Origin of the sequence: Candidatus Pelagibacter sp. HIMB109, assembly GCF_052048155.1 — a bacterium.
Taxonomy (GTDB): Bacteria; Pseudomonadota; Alphaproteobacteria; order Pelagibacterales; family Pelagibacteraceae; genus HIMB114.
On the sequence record NZ_JBNAIK010000007.1, the window covers coordinates 26,773 to 50,364 of the forward strand.

Consider the following 23,592-nt stretch of genomic DNA (forward strand, 5'->3'; position numbering starts at 1 on the left):
TTATTTTGTAATTTGGTTTATAAAATTATCTATTGGGTTTCCTCTTTTTAACTTAATTAAATTTTCGATTTTATGATTAAGCAAAACTCTTGTTCGAAAAACATTTTCAATTATTCTTTCAATTTTAAAACCCATCTCTTGATTATCTTCAACTAACCAACAACACTCCTGATCGGCATAATACTTTGCATTGTGATGTTGATGATTATCTAAAGAATTTTTTAATGGTACAGCAATAAAAGGTTTGTTTGCACTTGCAAGTTCAGACAAAGTTGATGAACCTGATCTACAAATAACTATATCTGCTTTTTTAACAAAATCTTCAATCTGATTAGAAAAGGTAAAAAGCATAAAGCTAAATCCGAGTTTTTTTTCATTAATCTGAAAGGCTTTGATATTATTTTCATAATAACTGCCAACTTTTTTTATTTGATCTTCTTGAACTTGTTGACTCAAAGAAAGTTTCACATTTTTCTTCGCCAAAGAAAGAAATTTTTCGGGAAGTTTTTCACCAAATACTTTTGCACCCTGGCTACCACCTAATATCAATATATTTAATGCCTCATCTTCTTTTGATGTTTTTCCATAAAATAATCCTTCTTCATTAATTTTATTAAATTGCGACCTAACAAGCTGGCCTACATAAATCATTTTGTCATTAAACTTTTCTGGAAATGAGGAAATAAGCTCATATCCAGTCAATAATTTATAACAATGAGGTAAAAATAATTGGTTCACTCTACCTAAAACAGAATTGGTTTCATAAAGAAAAAACTTAATTTTTAAAAATCTTGCGATCATTAATACTGGAAACGAAACATAGCCACCTGATCCAACCACGATATTTGGTTTATAAAAAAAAATGATAAAAAAACTTTTAATCATTGAAATAAAAATAATAAATGCTGATTTTATAAAATGTATAAAGCTTTTTTTTCGGTAAGGACTTTCTGCTGGAATAATTGTTAAATCATCAACCTGATCTAAATATTTTATGGCTCTACTATCTGTAATAATTTTAACTTTGTGATTTTTTTTTAATTCTTCATAGAGCGCAATCATTGGAAAGATATGCCCACCTGTACCACCTGTACAAAGAATAATTTTTTTCATATCAATGTTTTTTGAATATTGTTTCTGGCAACATTATGTTGATTATTTAGCCAGTTTAATCAAGAAATCTAATAAATTACTCAATCCACTTTGGCGTTGAGCAGTGAGAAGCTCCATAATACCAAGGGGTTTAAAGTCTTCTTTAGATAATTTTGAAATTTCTTCAGCGGATTGATTATTCAAAATATCAATTACAAATTTAGTTGTCCCTTTTGTTATAAAAGCATCTGCATCAAATTGATATTTCATATTTCCGTTATCTTTTTCTCCTACAACCCAAAGATTAGATGCGCACCCAAATATTTTATTTTGATCAACTTTATATTTATCCTCTAAAGCACCAGCTTCTTTAGCAAGATCAATTAAATACTGAAGTCGATCTGTCCCTTCCAATACAGAAATTTCATCACCCTTTGCTTTAATTAAATCTTTAATCATGAATTGCTTTTATGACAGCATTAAAGGGTAGTGCAATACACTCTTTTCTAGTTTTGTGATCTTTATGAGTTAAAAAATCTAAATCTTTAATTTGTATTGGCAAATCTACCGTCTCACCGTTAAGTTTTTTTTTGATTGCATCAAGAACATTTTCTAACCCAAGTTTATGAATTTTATCTAAATGATTAGCAAGAATAGCTGCTGAGGCTTGGGTAAAGATACAAGATTGAGTCTCAAATCTCATTTCATTGATATCTTTATTCACCTCAACTGAAATTTCATCACCACAAACTTTATTTTTTGACTTTGCTTTTAAAGGAAATTTCTTTTCTAAACCAAAACTTTTTGTGTTTGCTGCAATTTGAATAATTTTTTTTTCATTCATGGTTATTCTTTATGAATTGTTATAGATTAAAGTATTATTAATTAAAATATATGAATTTTAGTATTTTATCAGATCCATCAAATTTAAAAATAGTTAGAGATCACCTTAAATCTTTTATTAAAGAAAAAGGATTTCAAAAAGTAGACCGGGACAGCGTTATTCTTGCAACTGATGAAGCTGTTCAAAACGTTATTAGGTATGCATATAATTTAGAAAAAGATAAAAAAATTGATGTAACTTTTGAGGTTAAAGATCCAAATTTAATTATTCAAATTAGAGATTATGGTAAACAGGTTCCAATTGAACAAATTAAACCAAGAGAACTAGATGATGTAAAACCAGGAGGACTCGGCGTTCATTTTATTAGAAATATTTGTGAAAAAGTTGATTACCAGCACATGGATGAAGGTGGTGGAACCAAGCTTACTTTAACATTTTAATTATTCTTGCTTTAAAACTTTTGGCTCAGAACACTGCATGAAATAGTTCTTACCTTGAATTGCTGATTGTAAAACAGTGACTTCTTTTTTTCCAATATCAAAGGTAACTGTTGTTTTAAAGTCATTTAATGTTCCTTTGGCTTCTAAAAAGCTTGGAGTTTCTTTTTTAATTTCAAATTTAACTTTAGTTTTTTTGCTATCTTGCTCATATAAAACGATAGCTTTTCTCTTAAAGGAATAAACCCATTTTGTTGTCCCTTTTTTATTTGAACAATCTATTCCATAAATATTAGCAAAAGATTGATTGCTAAATAAAAGCATTGTTATTAAAATAAGTATTGATGAATAAAAGAGATTTAAAAGTTTTTGCATTAGCTTTTTTTGCATTTTTGTTTGCAAGTTTTATTTATAATAACTTTAGCACAGAAACAGTTGCCAAAGGAATAACATTTAAGGAAATTACTGTAAAAGTTGTTGGCAATGTCCAATTAGATTTAGATTGTAATGGTTCTACATTACCAAAAGCAACTACGGATAATCGGGGCAGAGGAGAAAATACTAAAAATCAGTGCAAAGGAACTGGAACTTTTACAGCTGAATTTCCTCAACAACGTTTTGTTGAAAAACCAGACATAAAAAAATAATTATTCAACTAGACCTTTTTGTTTGAGGCCTTCTAAACATTTTTCCATCGTAAACATCCCATCTTTTGCAGATGTTTGAAGTGTAGATGGAATTTGTTCAACTTTTCCTTCACGAATTAAATTTCTTATTGCTGGTGTCCCTGTCATAATCTCATGACAACCTATTCTTCCGCCACCTTTTCTTTTTAATAATTGTTGAGACATTACTAGTCTAATTGATCCCGCAAGCATAGTTTGAGCTTGAGTTTTTTGTGCGGCAGGAAATACGTCAAGTATTCTTGTAATAGTTGATCCTGCATTACTTGCGTGTAATGTTCCAAAAACTAAGTGACCTGTTTCGGCAGCAGTTAATGCTAAAGAAATAGTTTCCAAATCTCTCATCTCACCCACAAGAATAACATCAGGATCTTGTCTTAGTGCAGACTTTAATGCTCGTGCAAAGCTACCTGTATCTTTTCCAACTTCCCTTTGCGAAATAATACTTTTCTTTGCAGGGTGAACAAATTCTATCGGATCTTCAATGGTAATAATATTTTCTGCACGGTTTGAATTGATTTGATCAATCATTGCAGCAAGCGAAGTTGATTTACCAGATCCAGTTTGACCTGTAACTAAAACTAAACCTGTCTTATGAGTGATAGCAACATGTGCCGCTTCAGGTAGTCCAAGTTTATTAATATCAGGAATTTCAGTTACAATTTTTCTGAGCACCATACTTGGTCCATAAGAACAATAATAACCGTTGGCACGAAATCTTTGTCCATCAACAACAATTGCAAAATCTAAATCTCCATTATTGATCAAGTAATCAAATTGAGATTTATCTAACGCTTTTTTCCAATAACTTTCTAAATCTTCTCTTTTAATTACGTTTTCATTAAAAACTTTTATTTCACCATTTTCTCTTATCGCGATGGGTTGATTCGATCTGATATGAATATCGGATAAGTCGTATTGCTTAGGTAAGTCCCGAAGTAAGCCTTCTAACATGACAGTCTAAAACCTTTGATTAACAACATTAATTTGAGTCTCAAGAATCTAGCATTACCAATAAAAGCATTGAAAATAAACACTAATTAACTAATGTTACATTTACAACGCATAGTTGATTTGTTTTTAAATAGAGATGGCTAACATAACTGAACTATTAAATAAAAATTTAGAACCTATTTTTCAAAAATTAGGAAAAATCTCATTAAATGGAGAAAAAATTTTAGGTGTTGCTTTCAAAGACAATGAAATTCAATTAATCGAACTTGTTTATAAGAAAAAAATTTGGCAGGTAAAAGATTATACCTATCAACAAATTGCAGGAATTGGAAAAGATCAAGATATTTATTCAGCATCAACTTATCTGAGTGATCAAATAAAAAACTGCTTAGATTCTATTGATACTAAAACCAAAGATGTTGCGATTACTTTAGATAAATTAAGCACAACTTTTTATAATCTTCAAATTCCACTTATGGATCCGAAGGACTTAGCAGAGACAGTTAGTCTTGGGGGCTTTTGGGAACAGTTTGATGAAACACCTGAGACTTTAGAGGAGTTTGAAACAAGTTATCAAATCATTTCATCTAATGAAGAATTAGGCGTTATGAATGTTGCTCTCGTTACAATTGAAAAAAAATTAGTTGAAGCTTATGTTAATATTTTCAGATTAGCAGGACTTAATCCAATTATCATTGATATTAATCCTGCATCTCAAATAAATGCACTATACGCTTCACTTGGAAAAGAAGGATTTGATAGTCCTGTTGCTATTTTTAATTACAGTAAAGATAATAGTTATTTAACTGTTTGTTCTAATAAAGGTTTGAATATTTCAGATATTAATATTGTTGAAGCAGATCAGGTGCTTTTAGATACGATTGAGGATATTGAAGATGTTACAACTGAATTTTGGGATGAGATTTTTGATCGTCTCGCATCACAAATTAAACAAGGCTTAGTTGAGTTTGAAACTCAGTATGAATGTGAACCAATTTCTTTGGTAAATGTTGTAACGGACAAACCTAAAACAAAAAATCTCTTTGCCGGATTAGAGAAACAATTTGGGGAAGTAGTTATTAAAACTTACGATCCTGAAGAAAGTATAACATTTGAAGATGATGAAAAAAAATATTTAGATGCTTTACCAAATAAATCAAAAACAATTAATTGTATTGGTGCGGGAGTAAGAAAGTTAAATGCTTATAATGTCGTTAATGAAAATCAGATGTATGATTTCAATTTAATTCCAAGAGCCGACCAATTAAAAATCAATAGAAAAGCAAATTCATTTTCTAAATATTGTTATGTGATAAGTTTTTTAATTTTTTTCTTTGGAAGCATTCATTTAGTTGTTGGAAGTCTTTTTACAATTTTAGATAATTCGTCGGAAATTTCTAAATTAGCTGGAATAACACAAGATGTTCAATCTAAGGAACAGCTTGTCCAAGCTTTCCAGGGTAAAGTTGGAAAGATAACTGGACAAGTCAGCACCTCAAATTATTTTGGTGAAAATAAAAAAACGACTGCTGAATTAATAGCATCTTTATCTACAAATGTTCCAGAAAATGTAAGATTAACAAAATTTGAAATTAATGACAAAAGACGAGTTGAAATAGACGGTGTTGCTAAAGATGACCAGTCTATCATTCAAATGATTGATAAGTTTTCTGCAGCTGAAATTGTAAAAGAAGCAAAAGTAAATAACGTTACCAATTTCACTGAACAAGACAGAACTATTCTTTATAGTGAAAAAGGAAAGAGCGCTCCAAAGACTTTACCCAATGAAGATATTACAAAAAAATTCTCAGCAACTATTGCTATGGCACCGATAGAAGGTGAGAAATTTGATAACTTTAAAGTGTTAGATAAAATTATTAAGAAAAAATAATTATGATTAAAAAAATTTTATTACTACTTTTTATTATATTTATATTTTCAAACAAAGCTTTACTCGCGAATGTGGAGGACCCTTTTACAAGAAGTTTAGGTGATGGCAGCGAGCTTAATCAGGCATCAAGTGAAAATGAAAACAACAAAGAAAAATCAGCAGAAAATAATGATGCCACTCAGCAAGAGGCAGTTTCTCAAACTGAAATTCCAGTAAATCAAGTGCAGCAACCTGTATCACAACCTGTGTTAAGCAAGCTTGAACCGATTGGAAATATATTAGCGCCTAATCCATTAATTGCTTACGATTTAGTTGAGTATACATTAAAAGGAACAGCCCTTAATGCAGCTCAAGATTTAAATATGGTTGCGTTCAATAGAGAAGGATCGGCTCAAAAAGTTGATTATGGGAACATAAAAACTACTCATATTGTTAATCAAAATGATACCATCGAAAGTATTGCAGCAAGATATGGTTATGCGTCTCAAGAATTAAAAATCGCAAATTCAATTGTTCCTGGTTCAAAACTTATTATGGGAACCAGAATAACTTTACCTGCAAGAGTACATAAAGTTCAAAAAGGTCAATCTTTAGAAATGATTGCTGAAATTTATAGTTTAGAATTAAAAGATTTAATTGGTTTTAATAATTTGATGCCTGGTGATGAACTTCAATTAGGTGAAAAATTGTTGTTACCTTTTTATGTTTACAGAACTAATTCCGAGGAAACTATAGAGCAAATTTCCAAAAAATTTAACAGAACCAAGAAGGAAGTTTTAAAAATAAATAACCTTTCGAGAAATGATAAATTGAATAAAGGACAATATGTAAAGATACCTATCTTTGTGAACCCGGTTTTAAATGTAGAAATCATGAAAACAAAAAGAGGTTTATTAAATTATACAATTAATCCAAAAAATTTAGCAATTATTGAAATTCGTGGAAATCAATTTATGGTTAGAGAAGGAGATAAGTTAGGGAAAAACGGTGGTAAGATTGTTAAAATCACAAACCACGAAATGAAAGTTTTAGAAAATTATGAAGAGTTTTCATTTCAAATTAATGCACCAATTGTAAATCAAGTTGCATCAATACCCCAAGTACCTACTGTACCTTCTTCAACAGGCACTGCAGCTACTCCAACTGGAGAAACTTCGGCTGAGCCAGGTTCTGAAGCATCATCTGCAGCCCAAACACCATCGACGCAAGAGTCAGCTTCAAGCGAAGAAAACTCAATAACGAATGTAGAGGATTTATTTAGATAATGAGAAAAATTTTTGTTTTAACTTTATCTGTACTTTTGATTTTCACGGCTTCTTGCGGAAAAAAGAGACCTGATATGGCCTCTAAAAGAGATGATAAAACAACTAAGCAAGATATTGAAAATTTTGATGTAAAGAATTCAATTAAAGAATTAAAGAAAAATTCAGACGAGTTTTTAAAGCAGGTTAATTCGTTTAAATCTAAAAAGAAAGCAACTTCAAAAAGAAGAATTCCTATAGATCAGCCTTCGGTCACTGAAGTTTCTTCAGGGCCAAAAGATATTATTGATTTAAATTTACCAATCAAAACTCTTGAGACAATTCCTGTAACTTTGAAGTTTGACTCAATGAGTATCAGATCGGCCCTTAAATTATTTTCTAGTATTGCAAAAAGAAACCTCATCATTGGAGACGAGGTAAGCGGAAATATCACAGTTGACTTTCAAGATATTAAATGGGGTTCAGCAGTTTATGCAATTCTGGAAATGAATAATCTTGTAATGTTACATGATCAATCATCTGGAATGTTAAGAGTGCATACGAAAAAGAAATTTATAGATTTAGAAAAACAAAATATTGATAACACAAATACAATAAATAAAAATTTAGAGTCTCTTGGAAATGATAGTGTATCAACTGCACCAGTCAGCTCAGCTACAGATGTAACTGGAACCGCAACTCAATCTGTAGAAGAAGAAACCTCTACAGAAATTTTTAAAGTTTTTAATCAAACATCACAGGATTTAATTGCAAGTTTAAATGCTGTAGTTGATGGTTTATCAGTAACAAATGATGCTATTAATAATCAACTAATTATTACTGGAACTAAACAACAGTTGGATCAAACTGAAAAACTTTTAGATAAAATTGATATTGAACGTAAATCAGTCATGATTGAAGCTTTTATAGTGAATGCCGAGGATGGATTTGCAAAAAAGTTTGATGCAAATTTAGAGATGATAAGCTCGACTGCAGCTGGAGATTTTAGAGGAGGTAATCAAAGCGGTATCGGAACTATAATTGGTGCAACTAACCCTCAGGGTAACCAATTAGAAGTTGGAACACCAAGTCCGAGTGCTGATACGTCTTTAACCGCTCCAACTTTGCAAGGAGGAACACTAATTATTGGAAGTATTGGTCGAGCTTTGTTATCAGCAACTATAGCCGCATCAGTATCTGATACAAATTCCGAAACTATTTCTAATCCAAAGATTTTTGCAATAGATGGCCAACAGGCAACCATTAGTCAAGGTACCCAGCAAGTAAGATCAGTCCCTGCTTCTGGAGGGGATGCCGGTGGTTTTGAAACTTTAGATTTCACATTAAATTTTGGAGTAACTCCAACAATTGTTGGCGATAAGGTAAGATTGCAAATTTCTCTAGCGAACGATTCTCTTGGCCAGGGAGGAACAGATGCTAACACACCTAAAAATACGGAGAATGTTACTTCAACGGTGGTGTTAAATAATGGAGATGTTGCTATTTTAGGTGGAGTTTACAAAAATACAAAACAAGACGATATTATATTTGTACCTTTACTGCATAGAATTCCTGTTTTGGGTGAGTTTTTTAAAAAGAAGACTAAAAGCGATACTAAATCTCAGCTGTTAATATTTGTTACTGCTAATATTGTATAAATTAGCTAAATCTTTATATTTTCAACATGCCGTCAATTACTCCTGAAATAAGTTTAAAAGTTTCTGCCCTTCTAAAAACTATGGGTAAATTATCTGATCCAATGATTGCAGAGGCCAAGAAAAAACACGATGGAAATGGCAAAGTACCACTTGGAATTTTGCATTATTTAATTGAAGATAAAAAAATTACAGAAGATGATATTGTAGCGGCAATCTCAAGAAATTATGCATTAAGAAAAATTCAGTTAACTGAACAAACTGTAAAAAAAGAAGCGTTAGCAAAATTACCAAAAGATTTTATTCAACAAAATGAAATAATACCATTTGATTTAGTTGGAAAAATTTTGAAAGTTGCGATTTTTGATCCAACCAAATCAACATTATCAAGCAAGATGAAAAGTATGACTGGTTGTAACATAGAAATTTATGTTGCCAAACCTTCAAATATTGAAAGTGCGAAAAAGTTTAAAGTAGTTGTTGAGGCTTTAAAGTCTACAGGTGGACCAGATCAATCTGCCACAAAACCTAAACCTATGGCTCAAGGTATTAAAATACCAGGTGCAAGAGGTGTTAAGCCTGGCGAAGGTGATGTAGTATCTTTTGTTGATGCAATATTATTAGAATCTTTTAATACAGGTACTTCAGATATTCATATCGAGCCTTATAGACGAGGCGAAGCTAGAATTCGTTTTAGAAAAGATGGAGTATTACAAGAGCAATCTCAGTTTACTAGTTTTTTAATGGAAAATTATAATGCCATAATTACCAGACTTAAAATCATGGCGGGATGTGATATTTCTGAAAGGCGTTTGCCCCAAGATGGTAAATTACAATTTAAAAATCCAAAACCTAAAAGTGCAGATGATGAAGATATTGACGTGAGATTTTCTTGTCTTCCAGCAAAAGAAGGTGAGCGAGTTGTTATGCGTTTACTTGCAGCTGGCCCTGATCTTGGTCTCGAACAGATAGGACTTGATCCTGAAGATTATAAAAATTTAGTGAGTGCAATAACCGCGCCACAAGGAATGGTACTTGTAACCGGACCAACAGGGAGTGGTAAAAGTACAACGCTTTATGGCTGTATTAAAAAAATTAATAGTCCTGGAAAAAATATCATGACTGCAGAAGATCCAGTTGAATTTTATCTAAAAGGTGTGGGCCAAGTTCAAGCCAATGAAGAAATTGGATTAACTTTTGAAAGCATTTTAAAATCATTCTTAAGACAAGATCCAGAAGTTATATTGGTTGGAGAGATCAGGGATAAAAATACTGTAAATATTGCAATCAAAGCAGCGTTGACTGGTCACTTACTTCTAAGTACGCTTCATACTAATGACGCTGTATCAACTGTAGTAAGATTGACAAATATGGGTGTTCCAAATTTTATGGTTGCGTCTGCATTAACCCTTATTGTTGCTCAGCGTCTTGCAAGAAAATCATGTCAAAGTTGTTTAGTTGAAGATGATCAGGCTACTGAACCAAGTTTATTAAAACTAGGTTTTAAACAAGAAGAGCTATCAACATTTAAAGCCAAAAAAGGACAAGGTTGTGGAGAGTGTAACAACACTGGCTACAAAGGTCGTCAAGGAATCTATGAAGTTTTAAAAAAAACGCCGGAATTGGAATCTGCAATTTTAAGAGATGCTAGAGGTGATGAACTCCTGGAGGTTGCCGTAAAAGGTGGTTTTAAAACCATGCAAGATATTGGTCGTGGTTTCATTAAAAGCGGAGTAATTGATATCCATGAATATTCAAGGATATTAGTTACATAGTCTATGGCAACATTTGCATACTCAGGTGTCCAGGCTGGAAAAAGGGTTAATGGAGAAATTAACGCTTCTGATCCAAAAGCAGCTTCTTTAGCTCTTCGACAAAAAAAAATTATTGTAACTGGAATAAAAAAAGCAACTGCAAGTAAAAATAAAACTAATGAGATTGTTGATATTCCAGTAAGTAATGCACCAATTATTTTTAAAGGTGGTCAGATTTATTTAAACTTTGGACCCTGGGCAACTGTTCCAGCGAAAGAACTACTTCAATTTACAAAAAAAGTATCAACCATGATTAAGGCCGGCCTTCCAATTTTAGAGTCTATTATGATGATTAGAGATCAAACTGTACATATGAAAATGAAAATGACAGCTCATAATATTGTTAAAGATTTAAATTCTGGAATGAACTTAACAGATGCTTTTAAAAAACATCCAAAAATTTTTGATAATATATATATTAATATGATTTCAGCAGGAGAAGCTAGTGGTAAGTTAGATGAATTTTTAATTAAGCTAGTTGAACTTTTAGAGAAAAATCAAAAAATTAAATCAGGTATTAAAAGCGCTCTTTTTTACCCAATCATGCTTCTTACAGTTGCAACCACAATTACCATATTCATGTTATGGAAAGTAGTTCCAGTCTTTGAAAAGATGTATGCAAATATGGGAGTTAAATTACCTGGTCCAACTTTAATTATAGTAGATGCAAGTCGGTTTATTGCAGATGGAGGTAATATATTAAGAATTGCAATTACTATTTTTGTAGTCAGGTTTATTTACAAATTTTTATATAACAACATTGAAAGTTTTAGGCACATGATGCATAAAAGATTTTTAAAATTTCCTTTATTTGGAGATTTAATTATCAAGTCTACAGTTTCCAGAATGTGTATGATTATGGAAAACCTGACGAGAGCCGGTGTAAGCATTATAGAAACTTTAAGAATTGCTCAAACAGTCACAACTAATTTAGTTTTTGCATATGCTATAGAGAGAATTTCAAAAAAAATTGTAACAGGTCAGACATTGTCAGAACTATTAAAAAATGAAACACATGTATTTCCTCTGGCTTTATCCCAACTTACGGCGGTTGGTGAAAAAACAGGAAATATGGAAGAAATGTTTAAATCTATTGCTGTATATTATGAAGAAGAATTTGATGGTGTTGTTGCCGCTTTATCATCAATCATCGAACCTTTAATGATTGTGGTAATTGGTGCTATTATAGGTTTATTGATGGTGGCCTTGTACCTTCCAATATTCAGCGTGGGTCAGGCTGTTGGCTGATTTTTTTTATCTAAAATAAAAGAAACTATAATAGATATTAAAGCTGCTCCAAGTCCAGTTGTAACCGCTTCAGTGTAGTGAGCTCCAAAATGTGTTGGATGGGTAAAATAATCAATTATCCCAGTAGCTAAAAAAACGTACCCTGCTAAAAAATATTTATTCTGCATAAGTTTAGAAGTTAGCAAGGTAACTAATGCAAAGCCTCCGGCACATACCAATCCTACTTTGGAAGCGATTATAAAATGTTTCATCGAAATTAGTAAAATTTTTCCCGAAACCATATTGACCATGCATGAAAAAGTTACCATAAGGTAAACCCGAAGGAAAAACTTAGTTTTTAAAATTGACCAATTCATTATAAAAAAACATACTATAATAAATATGAATCGCAATGGTTTTAGTATTCTCGAATTATTAGTTGTTATTGCAGTTGCTTCAATTGTCGTTGGAATTGGCCTCCCAGCAATAAATAATTTTGGTGTTAGTGAAAATTATCAAGGAGATATTTCAATTGTTAGGTCTCAATTTAATTTGGTTCGACAAATGGCCATGGAGGATGGAAATGCATATCGAATTAAGATTGTAAATAATGATACAGATAATACTGCTGAATTAGAAGTGTATAGAGATGAAAGTTTAAATCGTTTTAATACAGAATTTCACAAAGACTCTTCTCCACCTTGTTCAAGTTTTTCTGGAGTAGGAAATAATGGTGCTAAAGTTGATGATTTAACGAAAGACCTTGAGCATTTTACGATAAAAAAATGTACATCATTAACAGGAAACTGCACTGCTGTATCAAATGCAAATAATTATTTTTGTATATTACCTAATGCAACCATGCCTGAAAATGCTAGAGGATCAATAACTGCTTCAAACCGAGCAGGTGGTAAAGCTGATTTTTTAAATGTGTATTCATCAGGTTTTTTTAATATTGGAGATAGGATTGATTAAAAATAAATTTAAAAAACAAAAAGGTTTATCCATTATTGAAGCCATTACCGCTTCAACAATACTTGCGGTATCAGTTATTGTGTTTATGACATTGCAGTCTGAGCAAGAAAAACGTTTCACTCTTCTTAGAAAATTTGACAAAGCAGCTTATGCTGTAGATTTAGTTTTTGAAGAATTGAATGCAGTTTATGCACCAAAACCAAATCAATATGGAGATCCAGTTGTTTTTCAAAATACAAATCCCTCTGGAGGATCAACTCAATCAATTGTGATTAGTGCCTTAACATCAGTTCCTGAAGTTGGAGATCGATTTGTAATAGCTGGAGTACCTGGCACTTATGAAATTACAGCTGCTACAAGTTTAACAAATACAAGATCAACTTTAACTGTAAAAAGGTCAGATATTCCAGATACATCACCAAACCTAAGTTTAGCTAGTAATGCTGTTGCTAACGCTAAACTTACATTCACTTTAAATGCAAATGGATCTTTGGATCCATATGATGATTTAGACTTATTAAAGTATCAAGACAGTACTTACAAATCCTCTTTGTCATCAGATCTAGTTACAAGTTTAGAAAAGTGGGGCGATCTTTTAAACAATCATTTAGGTCGTGCACTAACAGATGATAAGAGGTTAATTGAGGTTGATGAGGTTACCGTAAATATTCCCGTTGACGATAATAATGATGGGGTAACAGATCAAGTCAGTGGAGTAGATCAATTTACATCCGTCAATAAGACTCAAGTTACAATTACAATTAAACAAGATAATATCACAGAGATATTTAGGAGACATTATACCAATGGTTCTTAATAATAATCCTAAATTTCAAAAGGGTATGTCATTAGCTGAAGCATTGATGGCCGTGATAATTTCAACTATTGTGATGGGTACTGCCTATTTTATTTATAACAATTTCCAACAAACATTTGTAAGACAACTAAATCATAGCGTTATTAAACAAGAAGTACGATTTGCAATTCATTCGTTACAACTAGATTTAAGAATGGCGGGGTACAAACACATAGACTCTACTTCAGATATAACGGACGCAAATGCAATTCGATTATTTGACACTTCAAATAACGCAGTTTCTGATGGCAATGATGCAGATCGTGTTTCTGCTTGTTTTGATCATGAAAATAATGATGGAACAGTTCAAAGAAAAATCGTTGAATATGAAATTGGAACTGAACAATCCAGTGATACTGAAAAAACTATTTTAAAAAAAAGAGTTTATGATTCTAATAACTGTAACTTAAATGATGATGATACTATGCCTTTATCTTGGGAACCGGTAGCTAAAAATTTTAAAAAATTTAAAATTCAAAAAAAAAATAATATTTTAAATTTTGATATTGAACTTGAAGATCCTGGAAAAAAAATTGTTGAAAAATATAATGCTGCAGCATTTATGAGGAATGTGAGTTATTAATGAAAAATAATCAAAAAGGTTTTGTTCTTGTTTTTGTAATTGCAGTGGTTGCTGCACTCTCTTTGATGACAGCATCAATGAATTTTTATTATGATAATGCATTAAAATCTACGACAAGAAATAGTGTGTATCAGCAAATCAAACTTGCATCAGAAACAGGTGTTCAGGCAGCGAAGAACTGGTTACTTACAGAGATGAATAAAGATCAGTTTTCTTTACTTGATATCCAAAATAATTCGCACATTGATAATTCGAATAACCAATGCCTAAACCGTCATGGCTACACAGATAGTACAAAAGATATTCATTTTACCAAATGGATCAAAGGTAATTTAGGAACAGATTCTAAATTTGCTGGCATAGAATATGAAGTTTTTGTTCAAAGATATGCTGATAATATCAGATCTTTATATTTTGGCGGTTTTGGTCCTGGCGGAGCTACAAATGGTTTAGGTGAATCACGTTCAGGTGCTTATGTAAGAAAGTTTAAAGATTTTCCAGATGATCAGTTCACAGTTGAAATGTGGGTTTATAACGACAAGGATGATGTGAATTATAATATGCATGCCTGGGAGTACGGACGGTACTGGGATGTTGTTTTAAAAGTAATTAATAATAATTCTTACGATCATAAATATTCTCCAAGAATTGGTGCATACGAATTATCATCAACTGACCCTGCAAATAATTTAAATGTCGTAAGAAAACAATGGACACATCTTGCCTGGGTTTGGGACGGAGGATCTGGAACAGGTAATACTAGAATATATCAAAACGGATCATTAACTGGCACTTGGAACGCAAGTTTTACAAATAATGACACAAGTTATGGAACAGACGCAAGTGGATCGAATTTGTTACCAAATCAAAATGATGATGGTGATACGAGTGTAGATTATTTACCATTAGTTATTGGTAATGGGCTTAATGGTTTTGATGAAGGGACGACAGGAGATACGGTTACTACAGCAAAAAACAATGGTGTAGAGTTTCAAGGTGTGCCTTGGCTAGGTAATATTACGGAAGTTAGAATTTGGAGCAATTCAAGAACACAATCAAACATAGCTGATAATTATAGAACAAGGTTAACAGGATCAGAACCTAATTTGGTGAGTTATTATAAATTTAATGAAGGGAGCGGGAGTACTGTAAATGATAATGCGACCAAAGCTGATGCTGACAAAAATCATTTAACTGTCATGGGACTTAGTTTGACAGGTGACAATCAAACAAAATGGCAATCAACATTTGCAAAATACCCGTTAGTAACTGATCATAATGATACTCCAGAGATAAACGTTCCTCCAGGTGAGGATGTTGCTTATTACAGAATTTTATCGTGCGGTAGAGGACCCGATGGACAACTTATACCATTAGAATCAATTGTTTCTGCCCCTGTGGTAAAAGGTGATATTGGTACCGAAGGAGAGGTTGGAACTACACTTGCAGATTATGGTTTTACTCAAACTCAAGTTCCTAATACCGTAGAATTTAATTTTTTCACTGATGGTTCTTCAAATTCAATTTATATGAATAATGAGGATCGTATTCATATTACCAATATTCCAACGGGATGGACGGTAAATCAAGCTTTTGATGGTAATGCAACACCGCTTCGAATTACACCACAAGCTGGAATTACTATGGATCAATTTAAACAGGGTTTGACCAATGTTTTTTATGATAGTTGCGGTAAAGAGCATGACTGTGGCAACAATCCAGAAACTTATACTCCAGGAGTAAGAAGAGTTAGAGTTCAGCTTAATTATACAAATCCACTTTTTAATGAAACCCACGGATTTACAAAAAATCTTTCTGCTAGAGAAAAAGTAATTTTAACCCCGGTATCTTGGAGAATAAGATAAATTTTGCTATAGAGATAATTATGAATCAAAGAGGATTTTCTTTAGTAGAGTTATTGGTTGTAGTTGCAATTATAGGGGTGCTAGCTTCAGTAGGAGTTGTTGGTTATGATCGATATGTTGAAAGTACAAAAAGAAAGGTTTTAGACCAGAACTATGAAAAGATTTTGAGAATGATGGAAACGGAGGCGACTATTGTAAGAAATGAATTGGGTAGCGCTGTAGATGAATATAATGTTAGCGGTACTGCAACTGGTAACAAAATTTCAGGCGATACAACTTGTCATGAATTTTTAGTTTCAATGAAAAAGTTTTTAAATCAAGATAATGATGCATTTAAAAATCCATACAGAACAGACAAAACAAGTATAACAGTTGATAATGCTGGATGGACAACACATCAACCAGGCATGATCTCTTTTTTTTGTTATAAGTCCAGTGGGGGATATGGATCTGGTGGAGGGTGTCCAATGATACAAGCAAGATTTAGAGTGATTGTTTATTATGATCCAAAAAGTAAAAATGATAATGTAAATCCTAAATATTCACATAAATCAATTGGCACATTTATAAATAATGTAGCATCTGCTCAAGCAGATTGTGGCTGGAGTCAAACTGAACATGGTAACTGGCATACCGGTGCAGATGCGATTGATACTGATGCCGCATATACACCAGGAAGTTAGTCTATATATTACATTTAATGCAAAAAGGATTTTCTTTAGTTGAACTTTTAGTTGTTGTGGCCATTATTGGCGTATTAGCTGGGGTTGGAGTTGTAGGGTACGACCGATATGTTGAAAACGCTAAGTTGAAAGTTTTTGAACAAAATGTTCAAACCATATTAAAAGCAGTTGATTTTGAATACACTGTTATCTCAAACGAACTATCTTCAGCAATGAATGAAATAGCTCCAGATGGTACTGCAACAGGAAATAAAATTTCAACTAGTTCAACTTGTGCACATTTTGTTTTTTCGGTGAAAGAGCATTTCAAAGACATGGTCAATCCATGGTTTCCTAATAAAAAAATGATTACAGTAGACTCCGAGTATCGTGGTCAGCATAAAAAAGGTATGGTTCAAATTATGTGTAATCGCTCTACGCCAAGTGGTAACGGTTTTAGAAAAGGATGGAATTGTCCAGTTGAGAGTTCAAATTTTCAAGTCTATGCACATTATAGAGACGGAACAACATATGCATCTGAAGGCTATACAGAGTCCGGAGACTCTTCAGAATTTGTCGCCAGATCAAATGCTGATAGTTCAATAATTGGAATTTCTTACAATAGAGGTTTAACTAATTTAACTAGAGCAGGCTATTCATCATCGCAGATTTGGGATAACAATGGAGCTACAGGTTTTGCCAACGGTCCGTTTATGCAGCCAGCTGCGGGGGAAACTTTATGCGGATCAACAAATGGTGGAATTGCTTGGGAGATTGGAACAAATTATATGATCTCCACTGACGCGGATTATTAGTCTATTAGAAATTTTTAAATTCATATATAATTAATTTATGGCAAAAATACTTTTAGTTGAAGATAATGAGATGAATAGAGATATGTTATCGAGACGATTAATAAAAAAAGGTTTTGAAGTTGATATGGCGATAGATGGTGAAGAGGGTTATAATAAAGGAAAATTGCCAAATTATAATGTGATTTTAATGGATATGAGCTTGCCAAAGATGGATGGTTGGGAAATTACGCAAAAATTAAGATCAGAGGGAATAAAAACTCCAATCATTGCTTTAACTGCACACGCGCTAGAGTCTGATAAAAAAAAATGTTTAGATGCTGGCTGTGATGAATTTGATACAAAGCCAGTTGAACTTCCAAGATTATTAGAAAAAATTAATAAATTTATATCTTAATGGCAGAGTTAATATTCATATCTTTGGTTGTTGTTATTTTGATTTTTTTAGTTTATCGAATTGAAATTGGTCTTCGAAGAATTCTTTATGTTGTTGAGAGAAATGGAAGAAATATTCAAGATATTTTAAAAAAACAACAACTTGGTTCAGATGATAAAAAAAATTAGTTTTTTTCTATAACTAAGTTATTTACTAATTCTTTTATTACCCTTTCTCCAAGATCAGTTTTTTGAATAATTAAAGATACATCTTTTTCGATGTTTATGACTTCATCAGAATTTAAATCTTTTGCAGTAAGAACGATAATCGGAATATCTTTTAATTGATTATATTCTTTAATTCTTGTCAAAAATTCAAATCCATCCATTACAGGCATCATCAAATCCAGAATAATTCCATCAACTGGTTTGGCGTGAAGCTTTTCAATCGCATCTTTACCATTATGTGCTTCTGAAAAATTAAAGTTATAATCTTTCAAATGTCTTTTTACGATATCACGATTATCCTTTAGATCATCAATAATCATAATATTATTGTTTTTCATTTTTTCTTTTTGTTTTGTTATTGCATCAATTAATTTATTTCGGTCGACTGGTTTTTTTAAATAATCGTCTGCACCTAATCCTTTTGCAGTATTGTCATCATCTAACATAGAGATCATAATCACAGGGGTATCTTTAAACTTTATATATTCTCTTAATGCTTTAAGGGTTTCCCAACCACTTTTTTTAGGCATCATAATATCAAGGGTGATCAAATGAGGATTTTTTTGATTTGCAATTTCTATTGCCTCATCTCCATTTGAAGCAGTCAAGACAATATACCCTTCTTTTTCTAAGTTTCTTTTAATTAAATCTCTTGCTGATTTATCATCATCAACAACTAAAATTATTTTTTTTCCAGTTTCAATCTCTTCATTATTTTTTACATCTTCTGTAATGCTCTCAGACGTTGATATATTTTTTGGAATAGTTACTGTAAACGTTGATCCTTTTCCAATTTCACTTTCAAGTTTTATTGATCCACCCATTAACTCACTAAATTTTTTAACAAGAGATAATCCTAACCCTGTTCCACCATATTTTCTTGTTGTGGAGCTATCTGCTTGACCAAATTCTTCGAATACTTTTGCAGCTTTATCTTTTTCAATTCCTATTCCAGTATCTTGAACATAAAAACTTAAAAAATTGTTATCATATTGATAGGTTTTATAACCTAACGTAATCGTTCCATTTTCTGTAAATTTTGCAGCATTGGAAATTAAGTTAAATAGAATTTGTTTAATTTTGACACTATCACCAGTGATACCTTGGATGCTTTCATCTTTTATGATTTTTAAGGTGTTTCCATTTTTGGTAACAAGTGCATTGCTTGTATCTGCTACTTCTTGAGCTAATGAGGTAAAATTAATATCTTGTATATCAAGCTCCATTTTCCCAGCTTCAATTTTAGAAATATCTAAAATGTCATTTATTAATTGAAGTAAGTGTTTTCCAGCAGAATTAATTTTTTTAAGATCAGGAATATATTCTTGATGCTGATTATCTGTTGCATCCTCAGTTAAAATTTCGCTATAACCAATAATCGCATTCATCGGAGTTCTAAGTTCATGGCTCATGTTAGCCAAAAAAGCACTCTTTGCTTTGTTTGCTTGTTCAGCCTCTTCTTTTAAAACACTTACAGTTTGTTTATCTTTTTCTCTTCGGATGACATCTGTTTCAACAGCATTTACCATTTCATTAAATGACTTAGATAATTCACCTATTTCATCTCTTGTCTGAACGCGCGCTCTTTCACTATAATATCCAAGCTTAATTCTCTCCGAGACTTCAATTAGCTTCCTTAATGGTTTTAATAGACCTAAGATTAAATAGGTCGTTAAAGCAAATGCCAGTAACAGCGCAACCAAAACTGCAGATGACATATTAATAAATAGGTTTCGAATTGGTCCAAAGAGCTCACTAGTTTGCATTTCAGTAACAAGAGCATACTTAATGTTTTTAAACTCAAACAAAGTATAAGATGATAAGACTTCTTTATTTTGAATATTAGACGAAACTCTTAGTCCAGTCTCACGATCAAAAGCCATATCAACAGACTCGTTTTCAACTTTTAAAAGAAGATTTGAAGTGGTTAAATTTTTTATTCTATTTATATTTTTTTTGTTATTTTGATCGGTAATTGATTTAAAAAATGTTTCTTTATCCTGAATATATAATCTAAGGTCTGATCTTAGTAATAAATCTTCACCAACAAGATAAGAGTTTCCAGTAAGACCTAAACCAATCTTTTTCCATTGATAATTGTTAGCCATCACTCGATTTAAATTGTCAGCTTTAATTTGCGCAGCAAATACTCCATTAAAATCACCATCTGCAGTAAAAATGGGCGCCATTACAAATGCAGCAGGCGCAAAGTATGAGGGGCCGTATCTTTCAAAATCTGTAAAATAAACTTCAGGTTCTTTAAACGCATTACTTTCGTATTCATTTACAATTTTTTTTGCCATTTTAGCAAAATTTGTATCTTTATGAGGACCGTCTTTTAAACTTGTGGCATAATCAGTTTCTTTAAACACCGAATACACAATTTGTAGATTTTCTTTAGAGATTAAAAATACATCATAAAAATTATTTAAATCATTAAATTGCTTGAACTTATCATGATATTTTGGATGGGTTACCAAGTTATACTTTGTACCATCGTTTAAATAATAAATTTTATCTTTAAAACCCGTCGGGTGATCAGGGTTATTTAGATAGGCATTTTGTAAATAAAGTGTTTGATCTTGTTGTTCTCCGAATGCGTAAGCTACTTTTAAGAAAAGATCTAACTGGGTTTGATCTACATCTTTAAATTCATTTTGAATTCTAAATTTGTACTGATCCTCGTAAAAAATTCTTACATTTTTTTTTAAATCTTCTTTTTGAAATTCTGTAATTTTAATTTCTTTGTAAGATTTTTCAAAATCACTCAAAGCCATTTTTGTATCAAGCGATTGGCTTTTTGATAAAATTAAATTTTCTAAACTTTTATAGTATTCATTAAGCGTTTCTAGCTGTCTATCTCTTAGGTTATTTAGTAAAGAAGATTTTTCATTTTTGACATCATTAGAATATTGTACGAAAGTAAAAGTTCCAAAAACAAGTATCGCCATCATTGATATCAAAAATACCAATATGGATAGCTTTTGATACAAGCTCATTTTTATTTTATTTAAAAATTGCATCAGTTTTTACTTAAATAAATATTTTTAAAAGAAGTTTCAGTTTTTGTTTTTGTATTATCGGTATCAACCATCAGGGCAATTGATTCCAAATAATCAATATCGATGTTCCAAAATTTTTGAATATCATTTCTTAAATCTACTTTATGTTTTATCCAATAAAAACCTGGATCATGATAACCATTTAAGGCAACATCATATGATTTGGTAAACAAGTTGTTATATGGACTTTTCCAATGAGTATTTTTTAAATTGGTATTAGAAAACACATAGTTAATAAAATACTTGTTCCATGGCATCATCCCATCTTTATAAGTGAGATAAACTCGAGCTGGAAAATCATGAAACTTTTTCTTCTTCTCATCTGTATTTTTAAATTTTTCAACTTTCCATTCAAAATTTAAATAACGATAACCTTGTTTTCTTAAATTTATATTTATATCGTAAAATAGCCCAGATGCAGAGCTATTAGATTTATGAGTGATGATAACCTCATCATCTAAGCTTTTAATTCTACTAATTTTATTTTCACCCTCATAGTTTTTTATTCTGTATTCCTTGATTGGTTTATCAAACAAGATGAGGTTTGACGCAAAAGCAATGGAACTAGATAACGAAAAAATAGAAATAGTGAGTACTTTAAGTGCTTTTAGCATTATTATTCTTTATATTAATTTACCTATTTTTTTAACATTATAATCTAAATTTTTTTTAGATTATTAATCAATTATGTTAAGTATCATTGCATATGTCTTCAATTGATAGAAACAATATAGAAGCACTTAAACAGCGTTTATTAGAGCCATCAAATATTATTTTATCATATGCTAACATTTTAAACGAAAAAAATGTCTCCCGATCACTTGGTGAGTTTGAAGATGAGTTAAGTAAAATTATTGATGCATCTAAAAAACTTATCGATGAAATCAATCATGCAGTTTCAGATGATGTTTTAAAATTAGAATCCAACGAAGTTTTGGAATTTCAGAAAAAAACAAGGCATGACTTAAGAAATATCATAAATATTATTCTTGGTTATAGTGAAATGATTATAGAAGATCTTGATCCGTCACATCAAAATCATTTTGATATAAAAAATTTATTAGAAGAGACAAAAAAATTTAATTCGAATTTAGAGCAGCTTGTTCAATTAAACCTATCAACGCAAGAACAAAAAACAAATTCAGAAGAAAGTGAAATTCTAAAAAAACTTGCATCAATGATCAAACCTTTGGCCAAGCAAGATAAGAATAATTTGATTACAGGTAAAATTTTAATTGTTGATGATAATAAAAGTAATTGCGAAATGATCGAGAGACAATTGCAAAGAGAAGGGCACAAAACAATGACTTGCTTTGATGGGGTTGAGGCAATCAATGAACTTAATAAATCTGATTACGATACTGTTTTGCTTGATGTGTTAATGCCTAAAAAAAATGGTTATGAAGTTTTAATGGAAATGAAACAAAGTTTTAAACTTAAAGATATTCCCGTCATTATGATCAGTGGTTTTAAAGAAGAAGATACGATTGTGAGATGTATAGAAGCTGGTGTTGATGAATATTTAACTAAACCAATTAATAGTACATTATTAAAAGCAAAAATTTATTCTTCTTTAGAAAGAAAAAAATTTAGAGACCGTGAAAAACATGATTTACAAGTTGCTGCGGATGTTCAAAAAAGTTTAATTCCATCTGAAGCTTATTTTCCAGATAATTTTTATGCAAGTAATATTGCTGCAAAAGGGGTCTCTGGAGATTTTTATGATTGCATTGATATTGATAGCGATCGATATGCATTTATTTTAGCTGATGTATCAGGTAAAGGAATGCATGCTGGAATTTTAATGGCAAAAACGTCAGCTCTTTTTAGAAGTTTAACTAAAATAGAAAAAAATATCCAAAAAATTGCATGGAGAGTAAATAAAGAATTATGCGAAACCTCATCTCAAGGAATGTTCGTCACCCTTGTGATGGGAATTTATTATAAAAAAATTAAAGCTATCGAATTTATAAACGCTGGACATGAGCCAGTCATGATTGCAAAGGATAATGGTTCATTTGTTGATCTCGAGAGCAAATCTCCTCCAATGGGAATGATGGAAATTGAACTTAATGACTTTGTTTTACAAACCTATAACCCAAAAAATGAGAAAGCCTTTTTTTTAACTTTTACTGATGGTGTCACTGAAGGCAGACTTCGTTCTGGAAAAGAATTTGGAAGAGAAGGCGTTAAAGAGAAAATTAATCAATTAAAAAATAGGCCAATAAAACATATTATATCATCAATCAATCAATCTTTAATTATTGAAAATCAAAAACTTCATGATGACATTACGATATTGGGTATTGAAATTTGACGTCAATATTATTAAAAAT

At 31.4% G+C, this 23,592-nt stretch carries 24 protein-coding genes; 16 read left to right on the forward strand and 8 right to left on the reverse strand.

All coding sequences use genetic code 11. The features are described from left to right. Genes ACTTAQ_RS05070 through ACTTAQ_RS05080 form a run of 3 tightly spaced genes read right to left on the reverse strand, consistent with a single transcriptional unit; the run spans window position 1 to window position 1,936 of the window. Entirely contained in the window at window positions 1-1,113 is a 1,113-nt protein-coding gene (locus ACTTAQ_RS05070) for a UDP-N-acetylglucosamine--N-acetylmuramyl-(pentapeptide) pyrophosphoryl-undecaprenol N-acetylglucosamine transferase (RefSeq protein ID WP_440696129.1), read from the reverse strand. A 42-nt stretch (window positions 1,114-1,155) separates the two neighbouring features. Continuing rightward, on the reverse strand, window positions 1,156-1,551 hold the full coding sequence (locus ACTTAQ_RS05075) for a SufE family protein (RefSeq protein ID WP_440696131.1): 396 nt from the start codon (window positions 1,549-1,551) through the stop codon (window positions 1,156-1,158). Then, window positions 1,544-1,936, reverse strand: a complete 393-nt coding sequence (locus tag ACTTAQ_RS05080; protein ID WP_440696133.1) for an iron-sulfur cluster assembly scaffold protein — start codon at window positions 1,934-1,936, stop codon at window positions 1,544-1,546. The genes ACTTAQ_RS05075 and ACTTAQ_RS05080 overlap by 8 nt, the downstream gene beginning before the upstream one ends. A 50-nt stretch (window positions 1,937-1,986) precedes the next feature. Between ACTTAQ_RS05080 and ACTTAQ_RS05085 the strand changes: the two genes are divergently transcribed. Continuing rightward, a complete protein-coding gene (locus ACTTAQ_RS05085; protein WP_440696135.1) occupies window positions 1,987-2,376 on the forward strand; it encodes an ATP-binding protein in 390 nt (129 codons plus the stop codon). Here the strand turns inward: ACTTAQ_RS05085 and ACTTAQ_RS05090 are convergent, their stop codons facing one another. After that, window positions 2,377-2,697 carry a hypothetical protein gene (locus ACTTAQ_RS05090; protein WP_009360355.1) on the reverse strand — a complete coding sequence of 107 codons (321 nt, stop codon included), beginning with the start codon at window positions 2,695-2,697 and terminating at the stop codon, window positions 2,377-2,379. A 20-nt stretch (window positions 2,698-2,717) separates the two neighbouring features. Between ACTTAQ_RS05090 and ACTTAQ_RS05095 the strand changes: the two genes are divergently transcribed. After that, on the forward strand, window positions 2,718-3,020 hold the full coding sequence (locus ACTTAQ_RS05095; RefSeq protein ID WP_440696137.1) for a hypothetical protein: 303 nt from the start codon (window positions 2,718-2,720) through the stop codon (window positions 3,018-3,020). Here ACTTAQ_RS05095 and ACTTAQ_RS05100 read toward each other — a convergent pair whose 3' ends face one another. After that, the gene (locus tag ACTTAQ_RS05100) at window positions 3,021-4,010 is read right to left on the reverse strand and encodes a type IV pilus twitching motility protein PilT (protein WP_440696139.1); all 990 of its coding nucleotides are present in this window, start codon (window positions 4,008-4,010) and stop codon (window positions 3,021-3,023) included. Window positions 4,011-4,146: 136 nt separating this feature from the next. On the opposite strand from ACTTAQ_RS05100, the gene pilM reads away from it, so the two are divergent. From pilM to ACTTAQ_RS05125, 5 genes are read left to right on the forward strand one after another with little or no spacing between them, the layout of a single operon-like run. Then, a complete protein-coding gene (pilM, locus tag ACTTAQ_RS05105) occupies window positions 4,147-5,901 on the forward strand; it encodes a pilus assembly protein PilM (protein ID WP_440696141.1) in 1,755 nt (584 codons plus the stop codon). Window positions 5,902-5,903: 2 nt separating this feature from the next. After that, window positions 5,904-7,166 carry a LysM peptidoglycan-binding domain-containing protein gene (locus ACTTAQ_RS05110; protein ID WP_440696143.1) on the forward strand — a complete coding sequence of 421 codons (1,263 nt, stop codon included), beginning with the start codon at window positions 5,904-5,906 and terminating at the stop codon, window positions 7,164-7,166. Beyond that, the gene (locus tag ACTTAQ_RS05115; protein WP_440696145.1) at window positions 7,166-8,800 is read left to right on the forward strand and encodes a secretin N-terminal domain-containing protein; all 1,635 of its coding nucleotides are present in this window, start codon (window positions 7,166-7,168) and stop codon (window positions 8,798-8,800) included. Before ACTTAQ_RS05110 ends, ACTTAQ_RS05115 begins: the two co-directional genes overlap by 1 nt. Window positions 8,801-8,826: 26 nt before the next feature. Beyond that, on the forward strand, window positions 8,827-10,572 hold the full coding sequence (locus tag ACTTAQ_RS05120) for a GspE/PulE family protein (RefSeq protein ID WP_440696147.1): 1,746 nt from the start codon (window positions 8,827-8,829) through the stop codon (window positions 10,570-10,572). Window positions 10,573-10,575: 3 nt separating this feature from the next. Next, on the forward strand, window positions 10,576-11,859 hold the full coding sequence (locus ACTTAQ_RS05125; RefSeq protein WP_440696149.1) for a type II secretion system F family protein: 1,284 nt from the start codon (window positions 10,576-10,578) through the stop codon (window positions 11,857-11,859). Here the strand turns inward: ACTTAQ_RS05125 and ACTTAQ_RS05130 are convergent. After that, complete coding sequence (locus ACTTAQ_RS05130) at window positions 11,844-12,110, reverse strand: hypothetical protein (protein WP_440696151.1); 267 nt, start codon at window positions 12,108-12,110, stop codon at window positions 11,844-11,846. The two genes, ACTTAQ_RS05125 and ACTTAQ_RS05130, sit on opposite strands and share 16 nt — an antisense overlap. Before the next feature lie 130 nt (window positions 12,111-12,240). On the opposite strand from ACTTAQ_RS05130, the gene ACTTAQ_RS05135 reads away from it, so the two are divergent. Genes ACTTAQ_RS05135 through ACTTAQ_RS05170 form a run of 8 tightly spaced genes read left to right on the forward strand, consistent with a single transcriptional unit; the run spans window position 12,241 to window position 18,155 of the window. Then, window positions 12,241-12,813 carry a prepilin-type N-terminal cleavage/methylation domain-containing protein gene (locus ACTTAQ_RS05135; RefSeq protein WP_440696153.1) on the forward strand — a complete coding sequence of 191 codons (573 nt, stop codon included), beginning with the start codon at window positions 12,241-12,243 and terminating at the stop codon, window positions 12,811-12,813. After that, on the forward strand, window positions 12,767-13,630 hold the full coding sequence (locus ACTTAQ_RS05140) for a type IV pilus modification PilV family protein (RefSeq protein ID WP_440696155.1): 864 nt from the start codon (window positions 12,767-12,769) through the stop codon (window positions 13,628-13,630). Before ACTTAQ_RS05135 ends, ACTTAQ_RS05140 begins: the two co-directional genes overlap by 47 nt. After that, the gene (locus ACTTAQ_RS05145; RefSeq protein WP_440696157.1) at window positions 13,620-14,252 is read left to right on the forward strand and encodes a PilW family protein; all 633 of its coding nucleotides are present in this window, start codon (window positions 13,620-13,622) and stop codon (window positions 14,250-14,252) included. Before ACTTAQ_RS05140 ends, ACTTAQ_RS05145 begins: the two co-directional genes overlap by 11 nt. Continuing rightward, entirely contained in the window at window positions 14,252-16,117 is a 1,866-nt protein-coding gene (locus ACTTAQ_RS05150) for a LamG-like jellyroll fold domain-containing protein (RefSeq protein ID WP_440696159.1), read from the forward strand. Before ACTTAQ_RS05145 ends, ACTTAQ_RS05150 begins: the two co-directional genes overlap by 1 nt. Before the next feature lie 20 nt (window positions 16,118-16,137). Continuing rightward, the gene (locus ACTTAQ_RS05155; RefSeq protein ID WP_440696161.1) at window positions 16,138-16,800 is read left to right on the forward strand and encodes a type IV pilin protein; all 663 of its coding nucleotides are present in this window, start codon (window positions 16,138-16,140) and stop codon (window positions 16,798-16,800) included. Between the two features lie 17 nt (window positions 16,801-16,817). Next, window positions 16,818-17,594, forward strand: coding sequence for a type II secretion system protein (locus ACTTAQ_RS05160; RefSeq protein WP_009360341.1), 777 nt, complete (start codon window positions 16,818-16,820; stop codon window positions 17,592-17,594). 37 nt (window positions 17,595-17,631) lie between these two features. Next, a complete protein-coding gene (locus ACTTAQ_RS05165) occupies window positions 17,632-17,988 on the forward strand; it encodes a response regulator transcription factor (RefSeq protein WP_009360340.1) in 357 nt (118 codons plus the stop codon). Continuing rightward, window positions 17,988-18,155: a hypothetical protein gene (locus ACTTAQ_RS05170; RefSeq protein WP_440696164.1), complete on the forward strand. Its 168-nt coding sequence runs from the start codon at window positions 17,988-17,990 to the stop codon at window positions 18,153-18,155. The genes ACTTAQ_RS05165 and ACTTAQ_RS05170 overlap by 1 nt, the downstream gene beginning before the upstream one ends. Here ACTTAQ_RS05170 and ACTTAQ_RS05175 read toward each other — a convergent pair. After that, the gene (locus tag ACTTAQ_RS05175; protein WP_440696166.1) at window positions 18,152-21,193 is read right to left on the reverse strand and encodes an ATP-binding response regulator; all 3,042 of its coding nucleotides are present in this window, start codon (window positions 21,191-21,193) and stop codon (window positions 18,152-18,154) included. The genes ACTTAQ_RS05170 and ACTTAQ_RS05175 overlap by 4 nt on opposite strands. A 23-nt stretch (window positions 21,194-21,216) precedes the next feature. Beyond that, the gene (locus ACTTAQ_RS05180) at window positions 21,217-21,870 is read right to left on the reverse strand and encodes a DUF3047 domain-containing protein (RefSeq protein ID WP_440696168.1); all 654 of its coding nucleotides are present in this window, start codon (window positions 21,868-21,870) and stop codon (window positions 21,217-21,219) included. 92 nt (window positions 21,871-21,962) lie between these two features. Here ACTTAQ_RS05180 and ACTTAQ_RS05185 point away from each other — a divergent pair, with 92 nt between their 5' ends. After that, complete coding sequence (locus tag ACTTAQ_RS05185) at window positions 21,963-23,573, forward strand: SpoIIE family protein phosphatase (protein WP_440696170.1); 1,611 nt, start codon at window positions 21,963-21,965, stop codon at window positions 23,571-23,573. The last annotated feature ends 19 nt before the right edge of the window (window positions 23,574-23,592 follow it).